Below are 24,239 nucleotides of genomic sequence, written 5' to 3'. Positions count from 1 at the left end.
GATCACAACCCGCCGCGCACCATTGAACGTGCAGCGCTTCGGCCCATTGCATCAGGGATTCGGGGGCGTCTGCTTTTCCGCCGCCTCGCCTTCCGGCGCAGGATCGGGGCCGCGCGCTGCATGGCTTCGCGCGCAGCCTTGACCAAAGCCTCGCCATCAGTGCGCAGAAGGTCACCCACATGGCGCAGCGTCAGGTCGGGGCGTTTCTCACGGGCGCTGGCATAGACCATTGCCCGCACAGCCGAGACGGTGGGGCGCACGCTGGTCTCCATTCGGTGCAACTCGCGGGTCGCATCAAAGCCCCCAGCGGTCATCACCTCCTCGAAGTCGCAAACCGCGTTGATGTCAAAGCGCAGGTGCAGCGCGCTGCCATCCGAGAGGGTCACGACGACGGTTTCGCGGTTCGGGCCCCCCATTATTCTGCCACCGTCGACATGAGCCGCCAGGTCGCCCGCATGGCGACGTTGCCCTTGATCGGGCCGCGCGGCTTGTAGTCCTTCAGATAGGCAAGGAATGTCCTGGTCTTCTTGCCGGTCCCGGTGCCCACACAGATTTCCAGCAGGTGCAGCTCCTTGGCACCGGTACTGGCATCACGGGCGTTCAGGCTCTCAAGAGCGGTGTCCCATTCCGAGCCGACGTCGTACATCATATCGACCGAGAAATCGACAGCGGGCAAAAGGCCCGGCATGTTCTCTTCTGTCGCACCGGGCGACGATTGGTTTGTGATGTCCAGATCAGCGGGCATCTGATCGGGGAATTCGACATCCTGCAGGCCGGTGCCCGGGGTCCATGTGGGGGTTTCGCCGCGACCAACGCGGATCGTTGACCCGTGGGCCAGCAGTGGCGAAATCGAGAAAGCGGGGGCAGGCATGGGTAATCCTCCTATGGGATGGTGCGCGCGCGATGATCGGACGCGGCGAAAGTCAGGGTCAGGGTGCCGACGCGAGGCGAACCCGCGGAAATATCAATAGCGGATGATCGCAATTCGAAATCGCGTCGGGCTGACTGCATGGCAGCTTCGATCGGGCCGATCAGCGCTTCGGCATCATCGTCGAGTGCATCTTCAAGAGCGGTGCCATCATCACCTGTGCGCTCGACACGCTTGATGACCACCACTGCGGTCAGATCGAGGGCCGTGGTGTCTTGAGTGGCAGCGCTGCATTCCTCCGAAGGGGTCGCAACGCCGATCACCGGCAGGGCTTTGGGATCAAGCGATTGCGCCCATGCGCTGATGACCGGCGCTGTGGCCAGCGGCCCGTAAAGTGACTTGATTCCATCAATGGCCGCGCGCAGATCTGCACGCAGAGCCTTGCGTTCGCCGCTCATGCCTCGACCTCATCCAGTTCACAGACAAGATGGGCATCGACGGCAGGTGATCCTTGGGGATGCGCGTTGAGGACCCGGTACAAATGGCCCCCGAATGCCACACGATCCCCGCGGGCGATCTCGGGGACGAGGTCCTGGCGCACCCGCCACGTCGGACTGGTGAGCAGGGTCTCGACCCCGTCCGGGCCGATCGCCTGCACCGGGGTGCGACGCCCGATCGACTGGACGATCCGCGTCGCGCCCGCGCCGGGGGTGTAGCTGACGGCATCGCCGAACACATCCGCGACAAGCCCGGCCATGCCGTCAAACAAACCCATCAGCGTACCGTGCCGTCCAACAGCACGGTGCCGGTTGCGCTGGGGTTGACGGCGGCGGCGAGAGCCGCGCCGACAAGGGTGTTGCCCGAGCTGGTGGTGGTGAACACGAAGTTCGTGTTGTCCCAGTAGACGGCCGCGCCCACGGCGCCTGCGCGCTGGTCTTGGCATGGGTGTAGACGCCGCGCCGCTGCACCTCAACCGGGGCACCGCTGGCCGCATCATGCACGGCAATGCCGAACACCTTGCCGACCAGCATGCCCTCCCCGGATGTGACATCGCGCGGTGCCGCAAGCGACACAACCTCGCCGATTTGCATAAAGTTCTTCATGGCTTTCCTCTGTATCTGCCCGTTCAGGGCGCTGAAATGACAAACGGGCAGCCCTTGGCCGCCCGTCCTGGTGGTCATCGTGTCAGGCTGGTGGGGTTACCCGCCCGCGTTCTTGTAGCCGCCGCGATAGTCGGTCGCGCCGCTGGCGAAATCGAGTTCAACCGAATAGCCAAGGCCCTGCTGGCCGAAAGGTTCATCCATGCGCATGCGCGGGCCTTCCTCGCCCTGCAGGTAGCCATACATGAACACCGGCGCGCTGCCGGGATCAGCCAGCAGGTACCACCCGTTGCCGGTGATATAGGGCGAAGCGACGACCTGCAGCGCGCTGACATAGGGTTCACATTGTCAGCCTGCGCCGCCTGGATGGGGGCAACCAACTGTTGCGCTGCGAACAGCTGCTGCGGGCCCACCAGCAGGATCGAAGGTGTGATCGCAAGGAACGGATCATCCTTGCCCACGCCCTTGCGCTGCATCATCGCCTCGAACCCCTTGGCAACCGCAGCCGGAGTGATCGCAGCTGCGCTCGCCGCCTTGGTCTTGTCGCTGGCATTGAACACCTGGCGCCCGGTTTCCCGCAGGGTCGGGCCATCGCTGCCCGCCCCGGCAAGAAGCATCGCATAGAACAGCTGATCCTCGAACGCCGCCACGGCCCGACCACGCGTGGACAGCAAGCGGTCGATCGCGCCCAGATCATCGTTCACCATCATCTGGCGACTGATATGGAACTTGCGCCCATAGGCGGCCAACGCCACGATTTCCGACTTGTCACCGACCGTGCCGGACTTGATTTCACCACCTTCGCCGATGGGCATCAGGGTGGGCCAGTCACCAATCGCCGCAATCGGCGTGGGGCGGAAGTCGCTCATGTCGATGCGCTCGGCGATCGCGCGGTAGGTCGGCTGGGCAGATTGATAGGCTTGCGACAGCCGCTTGTTCAGCGCGTTTTCAAAGATCGCCGGGAAGTCGCTGACCGAGTGCGACCCGAACGCCATCTCAATGGCGCGCAGTTCACCCGCGCCACGCTGCACACGCCCACGCTGGCCCGCCGACATTGCCGCCATTTCGGGCAGGCTCAGCGCCATGTAATCGCGGGCGGGGCCGTTCACCATGCGATCACGCGACAGGCGGGCGACGATCGCGCCCTCGATGCCGGTGCGGCGGGTTTCGACCTCATCGCGCGTGATGCGGGCCGAGGGCCATGGGGGTTGATGCGCACTTTCTTGTCCTTTCCGCCGCGTTCGGCATTGATTTGCGCCACGGTCAGACCGCGCGAGATATAGCTGCGGGCCGACGCCATCGGCAGGTTGTTGCGCTCGCAATAGGCCAGCACCCCGACGGCCGCCGCACGGGCAACTGCGGGTTCATCCTCGACCTCATCATCTTCGACTTCGTCTTCCTCGGCGTCAGGCTCATCGATCTCCGCATCTGCCGTGGTGTCTGTGGTCGGGTCATCCTCCTGATCGACGGCTTCAGGATCATCCTCGACCATCAGGTCATCTTCCTCGGCCTCGATCTGATCCTCTTTGGTGCTGGCAGTGGTTTTGGCGGGCGCTTTGGGCGCGGTCTTTGCTGCAGTCTTTGCCATGGGTTTCCCTTTCGGCTTGGTGGTTGTGGTTGGGGGTGTGCCGGCCAACATGGCCAACACCTTCGCGCGCGGCGCAGCGCGGGGCCGCGCCCCGGCCACCGCCATCAGCCCTTGGGGGGCATGGTCGTAGATACCGTAATCGAACGCCGCGAACGCGGTCGCCTCGATCTCATCATCGCTGCTGGTGGCAAAACCTGCTGCCAGCGCCTCGGCGCCATCGAGATACGTCTCGGCGCGCATGATTTCGCGCGCCTCTTCCACGGGAATGTCGGCGCGCGCGGCGTAGATCTTGGCGTAGGCATTGGACAGGGTGCGCAGGTTTGCCGCCGAGCGCAGGTGGTCCGCCTCGGTCCCGCGCCCCTCGACAAACCAGTTTGCCGGATCGTGGATCATCATGATCGAGCCGATCGGCATGGTGATCGTGTCGCCTGCCATCGCGATCAGGCTGGCAGCCGAGGCCGCGATCCCGTCAATGACGACATGTATCGCGTCCGGGTAGTCCTTGAGCGCGGTGTAGATCGCCTGCCCATCGGTGGCGATGCCACCGCCCGAGTTGATGCGTATTGTCACCGGACCGGTAAACGTCTTGAGGTCCGCGCGCACCTGAGCTGGGGTAAAGTGCTCTTCATCCCAGAACGATTGCCCAACCGAGCCGTAAAGCAGAAGTTCATTCATCCTTGATTTCCTTGTCTTTCAAGACCGGCGGGGCGGCCCCCGGCACACCGTTGCGCGCATCCGTGCGCAGGATCAGGCTGTTCGCATCGCAAAAGCGGGCGTCCTCGATCAGCTCTTCGTTCAGACGCTCGACATCGACCCCGAAGCTGCGCACTGCCTGCTGGCGCGACATCAGACCGCCCTGCACTGCGGTTATGATCGCGTCGAATTCACGGGCCGGGTCCACGATCACCCTGCGCGGCGGCACCCAGTCCAGTTTGATCTCGGCCCAGATGTCTAAGCCCAGACGCTCTTCATCGACCTCTTGCCATGCGTCCATGAACAGGCCAGCCAGCGGCGCCATCATTTGCGGGATCATCATCAGGTGCTGCCAGGTGCTGACGTTCTGATCCATCTTCAGCCGCCCCATCCGGGCCGACGAGAAGTTCACCTGCGCCATGTCGCCGGTCAGGTCCTCGTAGGTAATGCCCAGACCGGCAGCCACAGACCGCAGGACCGACCGGGTGAATTCGTCATAAGCCTCAACCCCTGGGGGCGCGGCAAAGCTGATCTGTTCACTGTCACCCAGGTCGTAGATCGCGCCCGGCATGATCGTGTCCGGTGTCTTTGCCTCTCCGCTGCCGCCTGTTCTGAATGCCGCGAAGCAGGCCGCGATCTTCTGGCGCAGTAACTGGGCATCCTCATGGTCCGCCAGATCCTGCAGCCGCAACATGACAGGCGCGAACCAACTGACCCCACGGCTCTGTCCCGGACGATCCAGCCGGTAGATGTGCAACATCTCCGCTGCGGGCACGCGCATCGACACGCCCGATGCCGGGTGCATCACGGAATCCGAGCCGGGATGCTGGGGGAATATCCAATAGGCCACGCGCTGGCCTTCAGCATCATATTCCACGCCCTGGCGGATTTCGCTGCCATCGGCAGTTGTGCCCCAGCGGGTGGCATCGAGATAGTCGGGTTCCAGCACCTCGACCTGGAACGGCAGGCACCCCTCTACAAGGCTGTCTCGGTGCAAGCGCACGAGGCATTCGCCTGCGTCGACCACCGTGTTGATGACCAGCCGCTGCAGGCCGTAGAGGTTCAACTGTCCGCGCCTATCGATGGCCGTGGTGTCGAAATGGCGCTCGATCCACATCAACCCGCGCTTCTTGATACGCCCGGCGACAGTATCGTTGATCCGCTTGTCGACCAGAACCTTCGGGATGATGCCGTCCCCGGTGACGGCGCCCGCGATCACCGCTTGGGCACTGGTCGCAAACGGCGTGTTGCGCACCATGTCGCGCGCAAAGAACGCCAACTTGGTGCGCGCGCCGCTGGAGGCATCGGCGTCACCCCGACTGGCGCGCAGCGACCCGGCGCGGTGCCCCAGCTTCACAGCATCATATTGCGCGACCGCCAGGCGGGCACGGGCGCGCCTTGCCGCCCAGGACGGGGCGACAGTCGCGATGGCGCGTTCGATCGCGTTCATCGGTCAGCCTTTCTGATAGCTTGGGTAGCTGGGGCCAATGGCCGGGGCGAGGCCCAGGGCGCGTTCCATCATCGCCTTGATGCGCACCATTTCATCGAGGCTGCGAAACTCGACACTCTCGCCATTGATCTGCGCTTTGGTGATCCCCTTAGCCAGCATGCCGCAGAGGTTCTGATATTGCTCGATTGTCCAAATGGGCATCAGGTCAAATCCAGTTCTTGCGCGTGGGGATCCACGGCATGGCAGGTTCAGGCTTCGCTGCCGGTGCGCCAGCGGGATCCGCGCGAGGTACCGTCGCGGTTGCCTGCGTCGACAGGGGAACGACCGGCACCGCAGCGTCGAAGAGATCGGGCTGCCCATCGCTGGGCACAATGCTGCGCTCAGCCTCAAGGACCCCCCATTGTTCATCAGTCATCGAGGTCCATCCGCGCTTGCGCGCCCCAGCCTCTGCGTAGATCATCGTGTCCAGCGCCTCATTGCGACGCGTCGGCTCGACCAGTTCCCAGCGCGACACCATCACGCCCGAACTGCCGCGCTTGAGCACACGCACCTCGGCGGTGATCTGGCGGAAATACTCATCCCCGATGCCGCGCGCGATCGACACGAAGCCACGCGCGGCGGGATCAACCTTTTCCAGCCACCCGTAGAAATCAGCCTTCATCTGACTGACATTGAGCAACCAGCGGCGGCGCTGGTTCCTGACCACCCGCCCGCTGACCTTCCGGTCGGTTTGCGGGCGGATGGTCGGGCCGTTGGCACTGCTCGACCCTTTCACCGTGATGACGCGCGCCCACGGATGGCGCTTCGCCCAGTCCAGAACCGCGTCGGTGTAGGCGCCCTCATCAATCGCCAGAATATCCAGCGTCAGGGGCTGGCCCAGCGTGGTGCGCCAGCTGGACTTGAGCAGCGCATCGAGGGCATGGCGGCCCTCTTCATCCCCGATGTGATAGGGAATAATGCGATGCTCGATCACCCACCGTCGATGCTGGCGCCCAAAAGCCGCGATCGTTACCTCGAGCCGATCCAGCTGGCAGTCGACACCAGCCGCCAAAATCACGCCACAGGCGGGCACGCGGCCCATCGGCAAGAACGTCCCGTCTTCGCAACTCTCCACCCGGTCGCGCAGCTTCTCCCAATCGGGTCCCTTGGTGGCCTGTTCAAACGGCAGGCCCAGTACGTCGTTCCAGAAGGTCTGTTCGGTTTGCGATTCAGACGCAATCTGCACGGCGGGCAGATCCTCGACCCCCGACGTTGTGTTGGTCAGACCAGTGGCCTGCGCGTATTCCACGGCGATAGATGCCCAGTCACGCTGGGGCACATAGGCGCGCCACAGATGGAAGCCCGGGTGGTCGCCCTGTGGATTATGGGCAACCCAACGCCCGGCAGACACCATGCGCGCCTTGTGCGAATGGTCGATCACCGACCCGCATTCATCACAGGTAAAGCCCGCAGCATGCAGCCGGTCCGGGTCAATGTTGCGGCGAAAGTTCTCCCACAGAAACGGTGCAAAGTGCCCGCAGAACGGACATGGCACATGATAGTGCCGCTGGTCCGAGCGTTTGAACGCCCGGGTGATGCGACAGGTCCCCGCCACCTGCGGCGTCGACATGCGCACGATCTTCGCCTCATCAAACCCCGATGCCCGGCTGATCGCCATCTGTTCCGGATCGCCTTGGCGTCATCTCGAATTTTGCCACATCATCCATCAACACCAGGCGGCGGGTGGTGCCCGCCAGATCATCCGGCGATCCGCGCTGGTGACCTTCAGGGTGCCGTCGCGCCGCAGGTTTCCTGATTGTGCAGCGTGTCCGTCTGTTCGCCCCGACCATCGCCGAACACGTCGCGCAGGGACGGCGCGGACCGGCGAAAGGCATCCATTTCGTGCGCACCCACTCGGTCGCGGACGATGATGTCGGATGCACGACCAGACTGTCGAGCGGACCGTATTCGTGCCACGCCGCAGTGTCGGATCAGAACCGATACCTTTTGCCAAACTGCGCCGATCGCGCAGCGTCACTCGCCGGCAGGATGTTCAGTTCAGCACCTCGTGGATTTCCCGCAAGAACGGAAGCGATGATGTTGAACGGACCCGGAAAGGGCTGCGCTATCAAATACGATATTGTCCTGGCACCAGCGGGTGATGTCAGGCGGTGCGGTGGCATCATGGCAGCGGCAAGACCCCGCAGCACACATGCCTCCGCCGATGACAGGAAACCCATCTATGCGTCATCCTCCATTTCCGCAGCGCTCATGTCGACCGATGCCACCTGCTCTGTCAGGCGATCGGTGCGGATGACACGATGGGTGCGCCACAGATCCATCAGCAGCGCGCGAGCCTCGCGGTAATCGACGCCAAAGCGGTCAGCCACCGCCCGGGCACCATCGCGAAGCACGGTTTCGAACTGCGCAATCTCTTGCGCCAGTGCCTTGGCACTTTGGCGCTGCACTTCTTCAGCCAGGACCCAGCGCCCTCATCACGCTGGTTGTCGCGCCGCTTGCGCCGCGCGTCTTCTTCGGCGTTCTGGATCCGGGCCAGTTCATAGCGGTCAGGGTCGGATGCAGCGAGCAGCGCATCTTTCTTCGGGGCGGGCGTCGGCGCGTCAGAACCCTGCGACCGGATCTGGCGCCTGGTCTGCGCGCCGTTGCCATCAGCTGGCCGGGGTCCAGCGTCTTGCCAAGTGCTGTCGCGACTGCCGCAGCATCAAAGCGGCGGATCGACCCTCGCCTTGATAGCACCCATCAAGTTTCCCCTCGCTCACCCACTGACTGACCCGGGCGCGCGACACGTCAAAGTGGTTGGCGATGTCGGATGCGGTTAAGTTGCCCATGGCCCTTTCCACTTAACAAGCGCGTGTTAAGGCTTTGCTGATTGTTAACCCCCGACAAACTACCGCGGTGCGAATTACCGCTGGGAGGCGTCGGAAGGACCAAACGGGGGCCCGGGGGCTAACGCGTGTCCGGACTGCACGGGCGAAGGCCTTGCGCAGATTTCCTTCCAGCTTTTCCCGATATGCCTTGGCTACCGCTCCTTCAAAATCCAGACGCGGCTTGTAGACCGGCGCGCATCATCAAAGAGGGCAACCATGGCAGCCGTCCACCTGCAGTTCGCTTCCAGATACCCGGCGACAACTGCCCGGGCTTTGGTACAAGCGAGGCGCGCCCACGCTTGCGGCCCCGCGTCTTTGACGCCGCTGCGATCGAGGCAGCGCCACTACGCTGCGCACCAATCGAGGACACGACCTGATTGCGTTCCCCCGCGACCAGTTGCCGTAGGAATTCAAGCGCGCATTTTGGGTCGGGATCACAGCCCGGATGATCGTGTCGCTGATGACCCGATCATCGATCAGCCGCTCCAACGCTGTCTGGGGCCGCGCGCCGCCCTTGTTCTGGACCTTCAGGTAATGCCGCCGCGCAACGCTGGGTCGCTCCTGCACCATTGCCACACGTTTCGATTTGGTGGCCCGCCAGACCTGGAAGGCATTCAGCGTCCAGCGCGTGGGCGATCAAACTCGACTTTCATCTTGTCCTGAACCCCGCCAGCGCATCGTCTGCAGTCCAGTTCAGCGCCCACACCTCGATCTGCGGCAATTGCCGGTCGACAAAGGCACCTGACCTGCGGATGAAATCTGTGGCATCAAGCCGCATCATCATCGACATGGGCACCCCACAACGCAAAACGCCCGGCAGGGGGGTACCCTCCGGACGCAATTGTTCTGTTGGCACTTTGTCCATACAGTGAGATTTAAGTCAACATCTTTTTTGCCATGGCGCGCGCGGAGGCATGGCATCAGTGACCAACCAGCGGTCCAGACTTGCGCGCGCGAGCTGATCACGAACCGCCCGCAACGCCCGCCACCATGCGCTGTAGCGCGCCCGCGCCGCCTCGATCTGATGTGCCGTCGGCGTTATCAGCACGTCGCAGCACATCACATCGCGGGTCACCAACCCGCGCTTGCGGCTGTGTTCCTGCACGGTCCCGCAGACCCGCGTCGCCGCAAACACGCCGTGCTTGTGCTGCCGCCATTCGCGCGGCACCACGCGCGGGCGGGCGTCGCGCATCCAGTCGGGCACCGCGCGTGCGCGCCAGTTCGGCAAACGACACCGCCATGCCGCGCCCGCCATGGATCACCGGCAGCCGGCCACGATGGACGCCACGATGTCGGCATCGTCATGCGGCAGCGACCGGCCACCGCCGTCGATCGTGCAGCCAACCATCGCGCACTGCATCAGCAGGTACTCATTGCCGACCCCGACGCGCCCTGCCCCCGAGGTCGCCGCCATCTCATCAAACTCCAGCTGCGCAAACTCCACCGCGAACGCCCATTCCAGAAGCGCCACCACGCCCACCTCGACCTGCCCCGCCGGCGCACCGCGCCGCATCCTCAAACCGCATCGCGAACGCACCCATTACGCGCCCGCCGCCTTGGGGCCGACAGACTTCTTGATTGTCTCGACGCGCTTGAGCAACACGCGGGCATGATCACCGAACTTGACGACGGCGTCAGCATGCTCACGCGCCTTTTCCGCGTGATCCAAAACCTTCTGCTCGTGGACCCTCACTGATGCCACGAGATCACGGACCTGAGTTGCGACCTCATCCATCTCGGCGTTGCCGCCATCCGGGCCAAACATCTCCTCTCGGATCGAGGAGACCCATCCAAGCATGACGCCCTCACCAAGGATATCTGCAACGCTTTTGTCCGTGTCACCGCCTTTGTAGCGTTTAGCTTCATCATCGTAGCACACCTCCAGAATGCCGATGATTTCGCGCTTCTGTTTCGGCGTGGGCTGACGCGGTGCGATCTGGGCCACGTTGGTGCTCGCGGGGGCAGTGTCCATGTGCAATATCTCCTTTGATCGGCGCGCTTCGACGCAATTTGGGCAGTAGATTTTCTTGGAGATCGAATGCCATCCTTGGGCTTCGATCTTCTTGATGGCTTGTCCGGGCTTGCCGAGCTTCATGCTTGTCAGCCCGCTGACCATAATCCGTTTGTTGGTCACACCGTGGGCTGCACGGACATCTTTGACTCGGCCACAGCCTGTGCAGGTGCATCGTGCCATCTCCTCACCTCTCGGTCCTTTGACGGCCTCAAGCATCAGTTACCCCATCACCCTCGGCACGGCGCGCAGCACCGTCGCGCACGATGCGCCGCGCCTCGGCCTCATCACGCTGCCACTCCACGAGCCACGCCCGATCCCCATCCGACGCTGACCCGCGCGCGATGCGGCCCTTGATCAGCGTAATCTGACGGCTGTCTTCATTCGCCTCATCGCGTATTGAGCGCATGTCGTATGGCATCAGTGGGCGTCGATACCGCCGCAAGAACCGATAAAGCGGCACCAGCCAGCCCCCCGCCTCGGCCTGCGGCCCCTCGACGCTGGCCAGCCAGGACGACACGATGCGCGGCTGTTCAAACGGTGGAGGTTGCAACCCGTGGGCATGGTTGCGCACGATCACTTCGGACGGCCACTGATTGCGCAGCGGGCCGCCCGCTATGCCCATCATTTCCTCAGCCAGCGTCATCAGGTTCTCCGGGTCCATGTACGCCAGCGCGCCCACCAGCCGCCCCTGCATCTCCGACAGCTTGTCCACCGTCATCCCCTTCGGACGCACCAGCCCCGCATCTGTCAGCCGCCCGATCAGGTGCTGGCGCACGGCAGCCTTGCCGCCTGTTTCCACCGTCTGCATCGCGTCACCTCCTGTTCTCAGCACTGTTTGACTTCAATCTGCGCAACCCTGCCCATCTGGCGGATAAGGGTGTTTTGTATTGTCTGGTTTTGTCTTGTCCTGTCCTGTAGGGCAATTGCACCAGAGCCTTTGAAAAAAGGGCGAAACGCCCTGAAACCGAACTGCAATCCAACTGAAATGAAATGAAATACTACTGAAATGATTTCAGTTGATTTCAGCAGGATTTCACCGCATTTCACCGCCATTCCCACCGACCACACGCGGCCCGGTGACAGCCTCTGACAGCGCCAGACGCACATTGTCGTCGGTCACATACAACTCGCTTTGCCGCAGCCAGCCAGCCACCGCTTCGACGATCGCGCTGTTGTCGGCGTGCTTGCTGAATTGCATTGCCCTTAGCTTGGTCCGTACGCGCGACCGAACCACGGCCTCGCTCTGGGCCACCCGCGCCCGGTCCCGGCCTTGCTTGCGCGAATACATCCGCGCGCATTCATCCGCGATCAGATCATGCCCCAGAAACGCACGACGCCCATGGTCAGCGCCGTCGACAATGGTGGGTCGCCAGCCATAGAGCGCGCCCCGTTCGCGCGCGCGCCGCCAACCATCGACGTCAGAGCCAAACTTGGCCAGATCGGCCAGCACCACGTCATCATCGGGCAGCGTCCCTGCCGGGTCGCGGCGGATGGAGGCCGTCCACAAGATCACGGCGGTGCCGATCACATCGCGCCGCCCCTCGGCGCAGGCCTTGATGACGAAATCGGATCCCAGAAACCGGCTGACGAACAACGGCACCCAATCATGATTGGAGAGCGTTTGACCCATCGCCAGCGGATAGAACCACGCCTCCTGAGTTTCGGTCAGATCATTCATGATGCAGCCGCGTTGCCGTTCTGGGCCTCGTCGCCTGAAACCTCATCGCCCTGCACCTCGTCGCGCAAGCGGTTCAGCAACGCATGCTGATCGGCCAGCTTCGCCCCCTGCGGCAGCAGTTCGCGCCAGCGCGCCGTGATATCGGCAACAGGGATGCCCATCGCCTCCGAAAGCACGGGCACGGTTACACGACTTGCCAAGGCATCGACCATTTCCAGATCAAGCTTCGGCGTCCACACAACGGCCACAGATGCCTTGCCCGCGCCTTGGTCGCGCACCCGCATCGCTTGCAACTTCTTGTTGGTGCCAGGCAACGGACGCCGCAGCCTGGTCGCGACATGACCCCCGGTCTTCCCCCGGTTCATCATGTCGCGCGCGATCGCCTCCTCCTCTGGGGACCACGGTCCGGTGACGAGCTCGTCAGGCGGCGCGGCCGGTGGCGCCTCTGGGGGTTCGGGCTGCGGCGCAGCCTCTGAAACCTCATCCCGGACCGCCAAATCAGGGCAAGACTCGGTCAGACCGCCCTGCGAAATGTGCCGCGGCTGATCAGCCAACGGCGCACCGGGCACCGAAAGGTCGCCCAGATCTAGCGCCACGCCGATGCGCCGGCCATCTTCATAGGTCACAACCGGCTCTATCCCCGATTCAACCAGCGCAGCCTTGAAATCAACCAGCGCCTGCACAGCCATTGATCGCCGGGCGATCTTGTCTTGCAATGCGCGCACATCATCCCCGATTGCGCCGATTTCATCCCAACCCATCATCAACCTCCATCTTGTCGGCGCAGACAAACACCGGCATATTTCGATCCAAGGCCCATACGACCTCGTGCCAGATGCCGCGCGAAGCCGACCAGCCCGCGATATCAGCCACGATGACCGACTTGCAGGCCCACAGCAGCGGGCGGCACCACACCTCCCAGAACGCGGCATCCAGCGGATCAGGCACGTCCGCACCGACGCCGGTTGCGGGGCGTGAACTCAGCATTTCCACTGACTGCACCACCGGCGAAATCGCGGTGACGCCAGCCATTGCCAACCGCCGCGCGCAGGCACCGGCCCGGCCCGCAGCGTCAAATCCGGCAGTCTGGCAATAACCGCCATCATCACCCAGAACGTTGCGCGAAAACGGCGTGGCCAGATACTGGATGCCCGCAGGCGCATGCCGCGCGATCTCGTCGAGATCACAGCCGATGCGCACCAGCGGCGAAACACGGTGCCGCGCACCAGGGGCCATCAGCAGCGGCCATGCGGGGTGATCGGGAAAATGGGCCATCAGACACGTTCCCCGATCAAGACGCATTCGCCGGATATGCCATGCCCAGACAACATCACGCGGATCATTTCGCACGGCTCGACCCCGGCAAACCACGCCACAGCCATTGGCCCGTCTGCACCAGCGATCAGCAAGACAATGGTCAGGATCATGCAGGCCTCCGAAATTGAAGGACGCGGCGGCTTTGAGGTTCCGCTACCCGCTCATCGACCGATTGATGATGCGCCGCCGCGCCCACGACTGACGCCAGCGGCGGCAGACGTTGAGGCGGCAAAAATGCCCCCGACTGGTGCGCACCAGCCGGGGAAGTCGGGTGAGGAACAATCCACGGATAACCCGCCGTGCCGGGATCTGCGTGGGGGGCATCACAGCGGCCAGCCGCCCCCCATTGGCTGCTTCTCAGGCTGACCAGGCCCCACCGCTGCAATTTCGATATCGGTCGCGCGGGCCGGAATTCGTGGATCATGCGCATCATGCATCCACCTCATCACGCCATTCGGCCCGGATCGCGCGCACATGGCGGCTGACCGCCATCGAAGACAGGCCAAGCGCCCTTGCGCATTCCGACTGCGTGCCGCACGGGTGATCGCGAAACCACTGACGCACTTCCTTGCGGTTGAGCCAGCCTATCGCCTCGCCCGGATTGCGGAACTTCCTGCCGACACTACCCATCACAGTGTCCGCCCCATGAACTGGGCAAACCCCTCGGGGTCGGTATGCGCCGCATAGGCGACCTTCGGGCCGACCGGGCGCGACACACAGGCCAGCCAGTTCAGCGCGCATTGATAGGTCACGCCAAAGTGCGCCTTGATAGCCTGGGGCGTCCCGTGCCGGTGCAGCAGGTATGCCCGCCAGTTGATCGCAAACGCGGCATCCATCTGGCAGATCGTCAGGCGACCATGCACCCTGCCCCGCGCGCCCCGTTCATAGCCCAGATCGCGCCCACGCCCGCCGAGCGGCGCAAAGCGCTTTTTCAACGACTTTTGAGGCAGGGCAACATCAGACTGACCCGATGAATGCACCAAAGAAAGTTTATCAGATGTCATGCTGCGTCCTTTGGGCTGACAATCAGCGAGGCCATGCGCACCTCACCATCGGTCAATGCTTCAATTTTTGCGGCGACCGACATGCTCGGCGTTTTCGCGCCCTGCACTATTTCGTTCATGTACGATGCAGAGACCTCGACGGCGCGTGCAAACTCGCGCTGAGTCAGTTCTTTTGCTTTAAGGTATTCTGCGAGGGTCATCATGCCCATTAGTTCGCAAATGGCGAACAAAATAGCAAGCAGAAAAGTTCGCTATAAGCGATTAGCCGAAAGCGCCATTTCGTGGCACCTTGCGAACATGAAGACACGAGTCAAAGAACTCAGGAAAACCCGGGGCTTAACCGGGGAGGTGCTGGCTGCTAGGGCAGGCTGCAGCAAGAGTTACTTGTCCGAAATTGAGAGCGGCAAGAAGTTTCCAAGCGGCAGGCTTCTTCGATCCCTCGCCAAAGAACTGAATGTTTCGGTCTACGAGTTGATCGACAGCAATGAACTGGCCGATGACATAGTGGCACATATAGCAATCATGCGCGATTTGAGCGTTGAGGATCGCCGCGCTGTCGCACGTCACGCTGCCGGTCTTTTAGAGCAAGCGTCTGAGCCATGACCAAAATTTTCTGCCTGTCTTCGACCCTGAGCGCGAGGAGTATTGCGATGTGCTCTGCCTCCCAATCTTCCATCTGCAGTGCCCCTGTTCTCATTACGTTCACACTAGGGCGACAGGGCAGATTCGGTCAAGTGCTACAGACCACACCGAAATCGACATGATAGCCAGGATCATCGGTAGTGGGTCACTTTGAAATATCTTTTTTCTTATAGGGTCCGCGCTTCTTTGGCGCTGCGTCTTCTGCCTTTTCCACCAGCGCCACGATATCCTCAACTTCCCAAGGCGTATCGACAAGGCCAGCGGCCATGGCTGGTGTCATGCGCAGGGTCTTGTGGGTGCGGACGAAGTTGTAATGCATGAAGTGCAGGGCAACCGCGTAAGCGTGGTTCTCCGCCTTCTTTGAGAAAGCATTTGTCAGGCGCGTGAAGCGGCGCATACCCATCCGCATTGTTAGGTTCTGGCGTTCAATGTGCGATGTCCCAACATCTTCCATGATCGGGTTGCCAAAAATTGCCTCTTTGGTAGCGCCCGTGCATTCCGCTGGTGAATACTTGCGCTCGTGGCCCTTTGTACTGTAGGGTTGCCGTAGTACTTAATCAGCATGGCGTAGTCCACATCGCCAGAGAAAGCGTCTGTGACCGCCTTGAGGTAAGCGCCGTGCCCGTCTGTGGTCAACTGGATGCGGTTTGCAACGCGCGCCGCCAGATCAAACATGAACTCACGTGCTGTTGCGCCGGAGCGATCCCCGATGGTGTAGCTGATCATCAGCTTGCTATCGCGGTCCATTGCAGTCCATGTCCAGATATCGCCAGCGTCAGATGGAGCAGCTTTTGCAGTCTCCACGTTCTTTGCCTTGGCGTAGCAGAACGACCATATCTCATCGGCCTGAACGTGCTTGGCCTCAACGCCTTTGACGTTTTCATCATGGTAGGCGGCACAGGCTTTGCCCGCGTCCTCAAGCTTGGTGACGGTGTTCTTGGACACGTCAGATACGCGATGTGGCGCGGATGGAGTTACCCTCCACCAGAAGGCGGATGATCAGGGCGCGGGATTTTGTGTCAAGTTTTCTCATAGGTTCAACCTAATTTTAAACTGACCAACAGTCAAGCATTTTATAAGTTCGTGCGATTAATCGCATGTTGTCTATTGCCTGCAAAAGATGAGCGATCTATACAGCATCATGGACAAAGAAGAATACAAATCTCCGGGCCAGCTAGTGGCCGCTCTCCTCGCAGATCGAGGGTGGACCAAGAAAACCTTGGCGATCATTTTGGGCGTGGATGAATCCCTTGTCAGCAAGACAGTCTCCAATGTTCGCAAGGTTGATGCCTCAACAGCCATCATTTTTGAGGAAGTGTTCGACGTTCCTGCTGTGCGTTTTCTATCCCTGCAAAAGGATTATGATCTAGCTGTTGCTAGGATTGAAAGCACACGGACCCCAAGAGACAAATGCGTGCAGAACTGATTGGGAAACTGCCGATCAATGCAATGATCAAAAGGGGCTGGCTTGAAGCGGAGTCAGTTAAAGATATTGAAAGTGTCGAGAGTTCATTGCTTCGCTTCTTTCAAGCCAACCGCCTTGAAGACATTGAAACGCTCCCACATGCGGCAAAGAAAACAGAAGTCAGCATAGCCGCAACACCAGCGCAACTCGCGTGGCTTTATCGTGTCAAAACCCTTGCCTCCGAAATGATGGTCGCACGTTATTCCCCTGCATCGGTGAAGTCGGCCATAGCCGAAATAAAGAACCTCGTTCACTCCGCAGAAGAATTGCGGAAGGTTCCCCGAATATTGGCAGAAGCGGTATCCGCTTTGTTATCGTTGAAGCGTTACCGTCCACCAAAATTGACGGTGTTTGCTTTTGGTTGGATGGCAACTCACCCGTTATCGGCATGTCATTGCGCTTTGACAGGATCGACAACTTTGTCTTTGTTTTGCGTCACGAACTTGAGCATGTCCAAAATCGAGATGGGTTAATCGAGATGATTTCAATGCTTGATGTAGATATTAACTCTGGTGAGGCTACGCAGATCACGCAGGAACTCAAAGACCAAGAAGATCGCGCCAATGCCGCAGCTTCTGAATTCTGCGTCCCCAAGAAAATGATGGATGCCTTTATCTCGCGCAAAGCACCAGTTTTCGCCAAACGTGACATCATAGGGCTGGCGAGAATGCTCAAGGTCCACACTGGCCTAGTTGCTGGACAGCTTCAATTCAGAACTCAAAATACCACCTTGGGCGGGAATATCTCGTCCCTGTTCGCTCAATTGTAACACCAAATGCCGTCACTGACGGGTGGGGTGATGTTGCCCTACTGATGCCTATTAGAAAGGGCTTTCACCATGAGTAAGAAAAAGATCTGCAAAGGCTAATTCGTCACTACAAAGACGAAACAGGCGAAATCCAAGTTGATATGAAAAAGGTGGCAAAGTTCGCCCAGCTTATGGGCTGGGATATGCCTGTTCCCAAAGACCCACTTGATGTTCTTGCCCAAGAACTTTCCCGCGCAGCACGGGACGAGATCAAGCATGATGATGATAGTGGTCGCCCTTACAGGGTGAACCATGCGGTGCCAATCAAGCAAGGCCAGCAAACGCTGTTGTTTGGATTGATATCGATGAAGCGCCACGGAATATGATGCAAAAATCTCTACCTACGCCGAGAGCAAATGGTCGGTGATGGATTGCAGTTGAGCTACGACGCTGATCGCTGGAACTCTCGTCACGCTGACGAAAGACAAATTGAACTTGATTTAGACCTGAACTTTGATGTTGAACTGCGGAAGCACGCTGCCGATGCAGAGGATGAAGTCACTGACGATTAATCTCCTGACTTCTTCCAACGAGCAGCGGCAGCGACACTCGAAATTTCGCTCCGCTGTTCTGGCGTCAAATCCAATGCCCTAGCTTTGCCGCCCTTTTTCCCACCCTTGCGCTGTCCAGACGTGTCGGGATCATGCACAGGTTCATAACCAGCGGCCATGTCCACAATGAACTTGGCAAGCTGGTTGGCGTCACGGGGTCTCTTGGGTTTGTCTGTCATAGCCCTAAGATAATCACTCCCTCGCGCGAGGGCAAACTATCTTATTTCAAAGTGACCCACTACCGGATCATCTCGTCTGAAGCGGAATTATAATGGAAGCTGCATTAGGGCTTGTTCTAGGAACGATTTTTCTTGCCGTTCTTGCGGTGCCGTTCAGGCTTGCTGAGCACAACCCGCGCGCGGCTGACACCTTTGTAACTTTATACACCTTGGTTGCGAACTCTATCTTTTTGGGCCTATTCTTTTTTTGGCTGGGCTTTGATAGCGGCGCCAACGCAGAGCTGGCGATTTTTAAAGAGCAGAACCCGGACGCCTTGACCCCTGCCATCGCATCATCGGCACCGTTTTCGGGCTGGATTGTTGGTGCGTCCTGTGTCGCAAGCATCGCATTCCCATTGGCTTGGCTCTTATATTCGATCTTCTTTTTACCGCATTTGAATAAGGATCAGAATAACAATCGGCGCGACGATTAGCTGATATTTGCAGACCTGGAAAACCGTTTCGCAGAGTATCTGAGCACTCGACGTGCCCCGCATCCACTGACGCCATTGCCTGATAGTCTCCATCCAAACAATCCTTTTGCCCCGCCCTGTGCGGGGCTTTTTCGTGCGCGCCCCAACCCGGCGCTGGTTAGGTGATTCTGGCATCGCAGAATACTGATATCAACAATTATTCGCAAATGGCGAACTTTTCTGTTGCGCAGTAATTCGCTATGTGCGAACTTTGAAGCCATCCACAAACCGGATGGAGACACCGATGAACCACAATCCCCAAGAACCGCTGACGCTGGCGCAAGCCCGCATCATCATCGCCCGCCCGACCGAAACCACGACCGATCAGCAGCGCCTGCTTGCGTGGACGATCCTCAAGACCGCACGGGGCCAGACGTGCTATCAACCGCGTATCCGGCGCGCCCAGCGGGCGCAGCGCCGTGGCCATCCCGCGCCTGACAGCAACCATGAGATGTTTGCCTACATGCGCGGCGCAAACGCCACCAGCTGGCCGGATGACGCGGCATGACGGGCAAGCCATCGCCAGCCCCGGCCCCGATGTTCCGGCCCACCCCCCGCACGCCAGACGCCGCCCCGGTGATCAAGCGCCCGACGCGCCCGCCCAGCCCGATGGCTTTGGCGCTGGCACGCGCCGCCCGGCTGCGGATGTTGCGTCGCACAGCGCGCAGCGCGCCCAACCCCGAACATCGCGCGAACGCACGCGCCGCCCTGCTGCGCGAGGTGGCCCGCCGTGGTTGATTTCACACACATCAACCGCCGCCAGATCCGCCGCGACCGGGCTGCCGAAACTGCGCGCGCCACGGTCAGGGCGCTGATGATGCTGACCAACGTCGCAGCCGCCGCCGCGCTTCTGTCGTTTTTGCAATACGTCTAGGGGCCGCGCCAATGCCAGACCCCGCCAAGACGCGACATCGCATTGCCGACATGCCACCGGCCCAACAGGCGGGCATCTTGTGCAACGACGCACGATTCCAACGGTTCGCCGCAGCGTGCTGCAAGGCCCCGGGCCACCAGTTCAGTGCGTCTGCGGCGGCGCAATACCTGCGCATGCACTGCGACGTCAAATCCCGGCGCGAACTCAATACTGACCCCAAAGCCGCCCGCAAACTCGCCAACCTGCGCACCGCGTTCGACGCGTGGGCGGGCAAATTGGCCAGCCCCAGACCATAGGAGACCTATAATGGTGAAACGGCCCAATCCTGCAGCAATAGCTGAGCCAGATGTGAAGCCCGCATCATCAGCAGAGGCTGAAGACAACGTCACATATGTCTTTTTGCGTAATGGTGTGCAGGGGGCGTCGGCGAAATCCATTGCAGCGCATCTCGGCGGTTTTGGTGCGCAACATGGCGACTATCCCGGCGATGCAGATGATTTCAGACGCTGCGAGGTGCTGCTGGAAGGCGTGCCGGAATTCCGCGCACGTGTTGCCGAGATGTCCGGCGTCAATGCCTATTGGGCTGCTCTGGCGTCCGCCTGGGATCAGATCCGCGCATCATCCGACCCGGCGGCAATCACCGCCGCAATCCGCAAGATAATTGATCCGATTGAGGCGCTGGACCCGTCCTGCATCAAGCTGGGCGGCGGCGCGCTCATGCGACTGGGCGATGCCACGTTTTCCCATCAGGACTACATGGCCGCGCGGTTTGCAAAGGAGAAGCGCGTGCCGATGAAAGAGACACCCGCAGACAGAGATGTGCGCGACAATGCCTACAGCGTCACCGCCGAAGAACTGCGCCAGTTCATCGAGCGGTGGGAGCATCTGGACGCCGAGAAGAAGGACATCGCCAATCAGCAGAAAGAGGTGATGGCCGAGGCAAAAGGCCGGGGCTACAGCCCCAAGGTGATCCGTAAGGTGATTGCCCTGCGCAAGCGGACCGCCGGCGACATCGCCGAAGAAGAGGCGTTGCTGGAAATGTACAAAGCCGCACTGGGCATGGCCTGACATGCCCGCGACCCCTTCCCCCAAGCCCGCATTCACCCACCCAGTCTGCCACCTGACGCCCGAACAGGCCGCGCAGGCAGCAGCGGCGCTGATGGCTCGGCGGGGCGCTGCGCATGACACGAAGGAGATAGGCGCATGACAGAAGTCAAGATCATCTTCGCCTCAACCCGCGCCGCCGAAACCGCGCTGCGCGGTGCAGGGCTCAGTATCGGCAGCCGCCAAGGCAGGAGCCCGCGCGGCATACTGTTTGGTGACTACCTGATCGCCAAGTGGCGAAATCTGACAATGCACGAACGCAACGCTCTGCATGGCGAGCTACTGATGCACTCGGACCTAGATCTGGTGAAAGCAAAAATCCGCGCGGATCGCGTGCCGCCCGATGCGCTGGCATTCCTGCAGCTGGCGGCAGAGTCGGCTGAACGCCTGAAGGAGGGCGGGGATGAATGATCCCGAGGCCGCCTATGGCGAGATCGCCGTGAAATGTGTCCTTTCCGATGGTCGATGGCGACACTTGCCATGGCCAGCATACGCGGCCACAGCGAAAATCATGGCACAGCGTGGCGACCTTGACGCCACCAACAGCGTCGGTCGGCGAGTGTATCGCCTGCCGCCAAAAACTCCCTCCGATCAAACCCCTCACCCCCCGGAGCCGCACCCATGACCTACTACAGCGAACGCCTCAACTCCACCAGCGGCTGGGTATCCCAACTGACCCCGACCCGCACCGCTGACGGAGAGATCATCACCCTGCGCCGGGTCCAGGAAATCCCCGCCGACTGGTCGCACATGGGTGTCGGTGCAATGCGCGCGCGGATCGCGGAACAGGAAGCGCATGCAGCAAAGCTGGCCGACGAAGCGCGCTGCGAGGCCGATGGCTTCATCACGGTGTACCGGGTGCACGATGCCACTTTTACGGGGTTTAAATGATGGACAATGACATGATGCAGATCCCCGGCTGGGAGGCGCTGATCGACGCCACCGGCACGGACGACTGCGCCACGGGCTGCGGCTGGTGGATGGTGCCCGGCGTCATGGGGGGCGCGGCGATCTGGGCATGGGTGCTGACATGATGGGCCCCATGATCATCGACAGCTTTGCAGGCGGCGGCGGGGCATCCACCGGCATCGAGGCGGCGCTTGGCCGCAGCCCGGATGTGGCGATCAACCACAATGCGGCCGCACTGGCGCTGCATGCGGCCAACCACCCCGAAACCTTGCATCTGGACAGCAACATCTGGGATGTAAAGCCGCTCGAAGTGACGGGCGGGCGGCACGTTGGCTTGCTCTGGGCATCCCCCGATTGCAAGCACTTCTCGAAAGCCAAGGGCGGCGCCCGCGCGATCGCAATATCCGCGACCTCGCATGGATCGTGGTTGACTGGGCTGAACAGGTCAAACCCGACGTAATCTGCATGGAGAACGTCGAGGAGTTCGTGACATGGGGTCCGGTCGACAATGACGGCCAGCCGATCAAGGAGCTCTCAGGCCAGATTTTTGAATTGTGGATCAAGCGCCTCAAGGCCGCAGGCTACAAGGTCAAATGGTGTGAACTGCGGGCGTGCGATTATGGTGCGCCGACAATCCGCAGGCGCTGGTTTCTGGTGGCGCGACGCGACGGCAGGCCGATCCGCTGGCCGAAGCCGACGCACGGCGATCCCAAAAGCCCGGCTGTGAAGCGCGGCAAGCTGCTGCCTGGCGCAGCGCAGCCGAGTGCATCGACTGGTCACTGCCGTGTCCCTCGATCTTCGACACAGCCCCCAGATCAAAGCGCTGCATGGTCTGCGCGCCGTGCGCCCACTGGCGAACAACATGGCCCGCATCGCGCGGGGCATGCGGCGCTATGTGCTGGAGGCTGATCGCCCTTCTTGGTCAACCTGACGCACGGCGCACGGTGCGAACCCGCCGATGAGCCGATCCGCACCATCACCGGCGCGCACCGTGGCGAAAAGGCGGTGGTAGTGCCCAGCATCGTGGGTTGCGGTGGCCGCGCAGCGCAAAGCCGGGCGCGCGGCGGCTATGAACCACTGGCCACAATGACGGCCAAGGCCGACGCATGCGTGTCGACAGCGTTTCTTGCAACGATGCGCAACAGTCAGAAGCCATGGCAGGGCGCAGACGAACCGACGCACACTATCACGGCGGGCGGTGCAGGTCTGACGCTGATCGTGCCCAGCATCACCCGGTTCAATTCTGGCGCGACTGGTTCTGATATGGCCGACCCAGCGCCGACCGTCACCGCCAACAGTTGGATCAAGAAGCCGGGCGGGCAGCGCCGCTTGGGTTGCTGGCCCCATATCTCGCCAGCATCGCTCACGGCGACAGTGGCGGCCGCCGCGAATACCCGATGGCCGATCCGCTGGGCACGGTGGTCGCCAGCAGCGTAAAGCATGCACCCTTCGCCGCGTTTCTCGCCCAGCATCACGGCGGGCCCCGAATGGATGGCAACGCGGGCCACGATCCGCGCGACCCTATGTCGACCATCGCCGCCAGCGGCAGCCACCAGACGCCGGTCGCCGCATGGTTCGCCAAATACTACGGCACCGGCGACGGGGCGCGCACCGACGAGCCGATGCACACAGTCACGGTCAAGGACCGCATGGGCCACATGCAGGCCGATCTGGCACCGCCCCCCTTCGCGCCAGAACATGAAGCCAAGGCCGCGCCGTTGCCGACTTCCTGCGCGCGCACGATGCCTGGGCGGCGGCGAGTTCGTGACGCTGGAAATCGGCGGGCAGACCTTTGTGGTGGTCGACATTGGCATGCGCATGCTGACCCCCCGCGAGTTGTTCAACGCGCAGGGGTTTCCGGCTGACTACGTCATCGAGGGCGTTTGGCAGGGCGTCGAGACCGATGATCCGACGTTCAAGCCTTTCGCCAAGGACGTGCAGGTCAGTTGCTGCGGCAACAGCGTCTGCCCGCCGCTGGCTGAGGCCATCGTGCGTGCCAACTGCGCCCATCTGGCAGCGAACATTGAACAGGAGGCCGCACATGGCTGATAAGCCAATCATATTCAGCGGGCCAATGGTTCGGGCGTTGCTGGAAGGTCGCAAGACGCAGACGCGGCGGCTTTTGAGGCCGCAGCCATCGAAGCCTTGGGGTTCGGCGTTTCGGGACGGAAATCGCTGGTGGACCGGAGACAGTTTGACCGCAGAGGTCATTGAGGAATGGGCCCTGCGCTACGCCCCCGGCGACCGCCTCTATGTGCGTGAGGCGTTTCTGCGCGGCGCAGCTCATGAGGGTGGCGAGATGATGGAGGCTGAAAGCACATATTACCGTGCAGACGGTGATCCATTTGATAGCTGGTATGACCCTAAAACGGATGCCTACAAGGATCGCCTGCCGTGGAAGCCCTCCATCCACATGCCCGCTGGGCGTCCCGCCTGACGCTGATTGTCAACGATGTACAGGTGCAGCGGTTGCAGGATATCAGCGAGGTGGACGCATGGGCCGAAGGATGCAAGCGCGGTGAGCCTTGGACAACAGACAAGGCTACTTCCCCGCCGAAGAACCGGACCAAGCGGGATCGGTCATGTTGGCTGGGATTTTGCGAAAGAATGGTTTGA

General features: G+C 61.4%; 42 protein-coding genes and 3 pseudogenes. 20 read left to right on the top strand and 25 right to left on the bottom strand.

The genetic code is table 11. The annotated features are described in order from the left end of the window. Positions 1-2: 2 nt before the first annotated feature. The 24 genes and pseudogenes from H9529_RS16945 to H9529_RS16830 all read right to left on the bottom strand — a co-directional run bounded on the left by H9529_RS16945 (position 3) and on the right by H9529_RS16830 (position 14,782). Positions 3-416, bottom strand: coding sequence for a hypothetical protein (locus tag H9529_RS16945; protein WP_190305662.1), 414 nt, complete (start codon positions 414-416; stop codon positions 3-5). Further along, the gene (locus H9529_RS16940; RefSeq protein WP_092892492.1) at positions 416-871 is read right to left on the bottom strand and encodes a phage tail protein; all 456 of its coding nucleotides are present in this window, start codon (positions 869-871) and stop codon (positions 416-418) included. Before H9529_RS16940 ends, H9529_RS16945 begins: the two co-directional genes overlap by 1 nt. Before the next feature lie 11 nt (positions 872-882). Beyond that, entirely contained in the window at positions 883-1,326 is a 444-nt protein-coding gene (locus tag H9529_RS16935) for a hypothetical protein (protein WP_190305661.1), read from the bottom strand. After that, positions 1,323-1,643, bottom strand: a complete 321-nt coding sequence (locus tag H9529_RS16930) for a head-tail joining protein (protein WP_092892496.1) — start codon at positions 1,641-1,643, stop codon at positions 1,323-1,325. The genes H9529_RS16935 and H9529_RS16930 overlap by 4 nt, the downstream gene beginning before the upstream one ends. After that, positions 1,643-1,899: pseudogene (locus H9529_RS16925) on the bottom strand (capsid cement protein). Before H9529_RS16925 ends, H9529_RS16930 begins: the two are co-directional and overlap by 1 nt. 146 nt (positions 1,900-2,045) lie before the next feature. Then, entirely contained in the window at positions 2,046-3,080 is a 1,035-nt protein-coding gene (locus H9529_RS16920; protein WP_190305660.1) for a phage major capsid protein, read from the bottom strand. Beyond that, a complete protein-coding gene (locus H9529_RS16915) occupies positions 3,074-4,231 on the bottom strand; it encodes a head maturation protease, ClpP-related (protein ID WP_190305659.1) in 1,158 nt (385 codons plus the stop codon). The genes H9529_RS16920 and H9529_RS16915 overlap by 7 nt, the downstream gene beginning before the upstream one ends. Beyond that, positions 4,224-5,699 carry a phage portal protein gene (locus tag H9529_RS16910; RefSeq protein WP_092892502.1) on the bottom strand — a complete coding sequence of 492 codons (1,476 nt, stop codon included), beginning with the start codon at positions 5,697-5,699 and terminating at the stop codon, positions 4,224-4,226. The genes H9529_RS16915 and H9529_RS16910 overlap by 8 nt, the downstream gene beginning before the upstream one ends. Positions 5,700-5,702: 3 nt before the next feature. After that, on the bottom strand, positions 5,703-5,900 hold the full coding sequence (locus tag H9529_RS16905) for a phage head-tail joining protein (protein WP_092892504.1): 198 nt from the start codon (positions 5,898-5,900) through the stop codon (positions 5,703-5,705). A 4-nt stretch (positions 5,901-5,904) separates the two neighbouring features. Continuing rightward, positions 5,905-7,356: a terminase gpA endonuclease subunit gene (locus H9529_RS16900; RefSeq protein ID WP_223814236.1), complete on the bottom strand. Its 1,452-nt coding sequence runs from the start codon at positions 7,354-7,356 to the stop codon at positions 5,905-5,907. A gap of 562 nt (positions 7,357-7,918) precedes the next feature. After that, the gene (locus H9529_RS16895; RefSeq protein ID WP_190305658.1) at positions 7,919-8,146 is read right to left on the bottom strand and encodes a hypothetical protein; all 228 of its coding nucleotides are present in this window, start codon (positions 8,144-8,146) and stop codon (positions 7,919-7,921) included. 1,069 nt (positions 8,147-9,215) lie between these two features. Next, positions 9,216-9,356, bottom strand: coding sequence for a hypothetical protein (locus H9529_RS16890; protein ID WP_190305657.1), 141 nt, complete (start codon positions 9,354-9,356; stop codon positions 9,216-9,218). A gap of 90 nt (positions 9,357-9,446) precedes the next feature. Continuing rightward, complete coding sequence (locus H9529_RS16885; protein ID WP_190305656.1) at positions 9,447-9,794, bottom strand: hypothetical protein; 348 nt, start codon at positions 9,792-9,794, stop codon at positions 9,447-9,449. A gap of 30 nt (positions 9,795-9,824) precedes the next feature. Beyond that, a complete protein-coding gene (locus H9529_RS16880; RefSeq protein WP_190305655.1) occupies positions 9,825-10,037 on the bottom strand; it encodes a hypothetical protein in 213 nt (70 codons plus the stop codon). Positions 10,038-10,106: 69 nt separating this feature from the next. Then, positions 10,107-10,796 (bottom strand): hypothetical protein, encoded by a 690-nt coding sequence (locus H9529_RS16875; protein WP_143033583.1) that lies wholly within the window; start codon positions 10,794-10,796, stop codon positions 10,107-10,109. After that, positions 10,789-11,388 carry a hypothetical protein gene (locus H9529_RS16870; RefSeq protein ID WP_092892874.1) on the bottom strand — a complete coding sequence of 200 codons (600 nt, stop codon included), beginning with the start codon at positions 11,386-11,388 and terminating at the stop codon, positions 10,789-10,791. Before H9529_RS16870 ends, H9529_RS16875 begins: the two co-directional genes overlap by 8 nt. A gap of 17 nt (positions 11,389-11,405) precedes the next feature. Then, positions 11,406-11,633: a hypothetical protein gene (locus H9529_RS16865; protein WP_143033582.1), complete on the bottom strand. Its 228-nt coding sequence runs from the start codon at positions 11,631-11,633 to the stop codon at positions 11,406-11,408. Then, positions 11,614-12,258, bottom strand: coding sequence for a hypothetical protein (locus tag H9529_RS16860; RefSeq protein WP_092892872.1), 645 nt, complete (start codon positions 12,256-12,258; stop codon positions 11,614-11,616). Before H9529_RS16860 ends, H9529_RS16865 begins: the two co-directional genes overlap by 20 nt. Beyond that, positions 12,255-13,022, bottom strand: a complete 768-nt coding sequence (locus H9529_RS16855) for a P-loop NTPase family protein (RefSeq protein ID WP_092892870.1) — start codon at positions 13,020-13,022, stop codon at positions 12,255-12,257. Before H9529_RS16855 ends, H9529_RS16860 begins: the two co-directional genes overlap by 4 nt. Beyond that, on the bottom strand, positions 13,006-13,533 hold the full coding sequence (locus tag H9529_RS16850) for a DUF1937 family protein (protein ID WP_092892868.1): 528 nt from the start codon (positions 13,531-13,533) through the stop codon (positions 13,006-13,008). Before H9529_RS16850 ends, H9529_RS16855 begins: the two co-directional genes overlap by 17 nt. Further along, positions 13,533-13,685, bottom strand: coding sequence for a hypothetical protein (locus H9529_RS16845; protein ID WP_176847363.1), 153 nt, complete (start codon positions 13,683-13,685; stop codon positions 13,533-13,535). The genes H9529_RS16850 and H9529_RS16845 overlap by 1 nt, the downstream gene beginning before the upstream one ends. Before the next feature lie 319 nt (positions 13,686-14,004). After that, on the bottom strand, positions 14,005-14,205 hold the full coding sequence (locus tag H9529_RS16840) for a hypothetical protein (RefSeq protein ID WP_092886863.1): 201 nt from the start codon (positions 14,203-14,205) through the stop codon (positions 14,005-14,007). Then, complete coding sequence (locus H9529_RS16835) at positions 14,205-14,579, bottom strand: hypothetical protein (RefSeq protein WP_092892866.1); 375 nt, start codon at positions 14,577-14,579, stop codon at positions 14,205-14,207. Before H9529_RS16835 ends, H9529_RS16840 begins: the two co-directional genes overlap by 1 nt. Continuing rightward, positions 14,576-14,782, bottom strand: a complete 207-nt coding sequence (locus tag H9529_RS16830) for a helix-turn-helix domain-containing protein (RefSeq protein ID WP_190305653.1) — start codon at positions 14,780-14,782, stop codon at positions 14,576-14,578. Before H9529_RS16830 ends, H9529_RS16835 begins: the two co-directional genes overlap by 4 nt. Between H9529_RS16830 and H9529_RS16825 the strand changes: the two genes are divergently transcribed. Next, on the top strand, positions 14,781-15,182 hold the full coding sequence (locus H9529_RS16825) for a helix-turn-helix domain-containing protein (protein WP_223814235.1): 402 nt from the start codon (positions 14,781-14,783) through the stop codon (positions 15,180-15,182). The two genes, H9529_RS16830 and H9529_RS16825, sit on opposite strands and share 2 nt — an antisense overlap. A 184-nt stretch (positions 15,183-15,366) precedes the next feature. On the opposite strand, the pseudogene H9529_RS16820 reads toward H9529_RS16825, so the two are convergent. Further along, a pseudogene (locus tag H9529_RS16820) lies at positions 15,367-16,254 on the bottom strand (IS1 family transposase). A gap of 87 nt (positions 16,255-16,341) precedes the next feature. Here H9529_RS16820 and H9529_RS20900 point away from each other — a divergent pair. The 19 genes and pseudogenes from H9529_RS20900 (at position 16,342) to H9529_RS16755 (ending at position 24,060) form a co-directional block, all read left to right on the top strand. Further along, entirely contained in the window at positions 16,342-16,647 is a 306-nt protein-coding gene (locus tag H9529_RS20900) for a helix-turn-helix transcriptional regulator (RefSeq protein WP_223814234.1), read from the top strand. Then, positions 16,632-17,159 (top strand): hypothetical protein, encoded by a 528-nt coding sequence (locus H9529_RS20895; protein ID WP_223814233.1) that lies wholly within the window; start codon positions 16,632-16,634, stop codon positions 17,157-17,159. The genes H9529_RS20900 and H9529_RS20895 overlap by 16 nt, the downstream gene beginning before the upstream one ends. A gap of 14 nt (positions 17,160-17,173) precedes the next feature. Then, a complete protein-coding gene (locus tag H9529_RS20890) occupies positions 17,174-17,455 on the top strand; it encodes an ImmA/IrrE family metallo-endopeptidase (protein ID WP_223814232.1) in 282 nt (93 codons plus the stop codon). A 140-nt stretch (positions 17,456-17,595) separates the two neighbouring features. Continuing rightward, positions 17,596-17,820 carry a hypothetical protein gene (locus tag H9529_RS20885; protein ID WP_223814231.1) on the top strand — a complete coding sequence of 75 codons (225 nt, stop codon included), beginning with the start codon at positions 17,596-17,598 and terminating at the stop codon, positions 17,818-17,820. A 51-nt stretch (positions 17,821-17,871) separates the two neighbouring features. Beyond that, positions 17,872-18,006 carry a hypothetical protein gene (locus tag H9529_RS21140; RefSeq protein ID WP_263399437.1) on the top strand — a complete coding sequence of 45 codons (135 nt, stop codon included), beginning with the start codon at positions 17,872-17,874 and terminating at the stop codon, positions 18,004-18,006. A gap of 310 nt (positions 18,007-18,316) precedes the next feature. Then, positions 18,317-18,697: a hypothetical protein gene (locus H9529_RS16805; protein ID WP_143033592.1), complete on the top strand. Its 381-nt coding sequence runs from the start codon at positions 18,317-18,319 to the stop codon at positions 18,695-18,697. Positions 18,698-18,980: 283 nt separating this feature from the next. Further along, the gene (locus H9529_RS16800) at positions 18,981-19,244 is read left to right on the top strand and encodes a hypothetical protein (RefSeq protein WP_092892958.1); all 264 of its coding nucleotides are present in this window, start codon (positions 18,981-18,983) and stop codon (positions 19,242-19,244) included. Beyond that, the gene (locus tag H9529_RS16795) at positions 19,241-19,474 is read left to right on the top strand and encodes a hypothetical protein (RefSeq protein WP_143033591.1); all 234 of its coding nucleotides are present in this window, start codon (positions 19,241-19,243) and stop codon (positions 19,472-19,474) included. The genes H9529_RS16800 and H9529_RS16795 overlap by 4 nt, the downstream gene beginning before the upstream one ends. Continuing rightward, positions 19,467-19,610, top strand: a complete 144-nt coding sequence (locus H9529_RS16790) for a hypothetical protein (RefSeq protein ID WP_176847394.1) — start codon at positions 19,467-19,469, stop codon at positions 19,608-19,610. The genes H9529_RS16795 and H9529_RS16790 overlap by 8 nt, the downstream gene beginning before the upstream one ends. Positions 19,611-20,327: 717 nt before the next feature. After that, positions 20,328-20,678: a DUF2312 domain-containing protein gene (locus H9529_RS21250; RefSeq protein ID WP_092892960.1), complete on the top strand. Its 351-nt coding sequence runs from the start codon at positions 20,328-20,330 to the stop codon at positions 20,676-20,678. Positions 20,679-20,813: 135 nt separating this feature from the next. Further along, positions 20,814-21,125, top strand: a complete 312-nt coding sequence (locus tag H9529_RS16780; RefSeq protein WP_190305652.1) for a hypothetical protein — start codon at positions 20,814-20,816, stop codon at positions 21,123-21,125. Between the two features lie 210 nt (positions 21,126-21,335). Further along, complete coding sequence (locus H9529_RS16775) at positions 21,336-21,605, top strand: hypothetical protein (protein ID WP_190305651.1); 270 nt, start codon at positions 21,336-21,338, stop codon at positions 21,603-21,605. Continuing rightward, on the top strand, positions 21,602-21,748 hold the full coding sequence (locus H9529_RS16770) for a hypothetical protein (protein ID WP_190305650.1): 147 nt from the start codon (positions 21,602-21,604) through the stop codon (positions 21,746-21,748). Before H9529_RS16775 ends, H9529_RS16770 begins: the two co-directional genes overlap by 4 nt. After that, positions 21,745-22,083: a hypothetical protein gene (locus H9529_RS20875; protein ID WP_223814229.1), complete on the top strand. Its 339-nt coding sequence runs from the start codon at positions 21,745-21,747 to the stop codon at positions 22,081-22,083. Before H9529_RS16770 ends, H9529_RS20875 begins: the two co-directional genes overlap by 4 nt. Next, positions 22,047-22,277, top strand: a pseudogene (locus tag H9529_RS21135) (DNA cytosine methyltransferase); the annotation flags it as partial. The gene H9529_RS20875 and the pseudogene H9529_RS21135, both read left to right, overlap by 37 nt. A 130-nt stretch (positions 22,278-22,407) precedes the next feature. Continuing rightward, positions 22,408-22,554 carry a hypothetical protein gene (locus H9529_RS20865; protein WP_223814394.1) on the top strand — a complete coding sequence of 49 codons (147 nt, stop codon included), beginning with the start codon at positions 22,408-22,410 and terminating at the stop codon, positions 22,552-22,554. After that, positions 22,542-23,060 carry a hypothetical protein gene (locus tag H9529_RS20860; RefSeq protein ID WP_223814228.1) on the top strand — a complete coding sequence of 173 codons (519 nt, stop codon included), beginning with the start codon at positions 22,542-22,544 and terminating at the stop codon, positions 23,058-23,060. Before H9529_RS20865 ends, H9529_RS20860 begins: the two co-directional genes overlap by 13 nt. Positions 23,061-23,387: 327 nt before the next feature. After that, positions 23,388-23,672 carry a DNA cytosine methyltransferase gene (locus H9529_RS21370; protein WP_397544881.1) on the top strand — a complete coding sequence of 95 codons (285 nt, stop codon included), beginning with the start codon at positions 23,388-23,390 and terminating at the stop codon, positions 23,670-23,672. Beyond that, the gene (locus H9529_RS16755) at positions 23,665-24,060 is read left to right on the top strand and encodes a hypothetical protein (RefSeq protein WP_190305648.1); all 396 of its coding nucleotides are present in this window, start codon (positions 23,665-23,667) and stop codon (positions 24,058-24,060) included. The genes H9529_RS21370 and H9529_RS16755 overlap by 8 nt, the downstream gene beginning before the upstream one ends. The last annotated feature ends 179 nt before the right edge of the window (positions 24,061-24,239 follow it).

The organism is Roseicitreum antarcticum (assembly GCF_014681765.1).
GTDB lineage: Bacteria > Pseudomonadota > Alphaproteobacteria > Rhodobacterales > Rhodobacteraceae > Roseicitreum > Roseicitreum antarcticum.
This window is presented reverse-complemented; position numbering and strand designations above follow the sequence as displayed.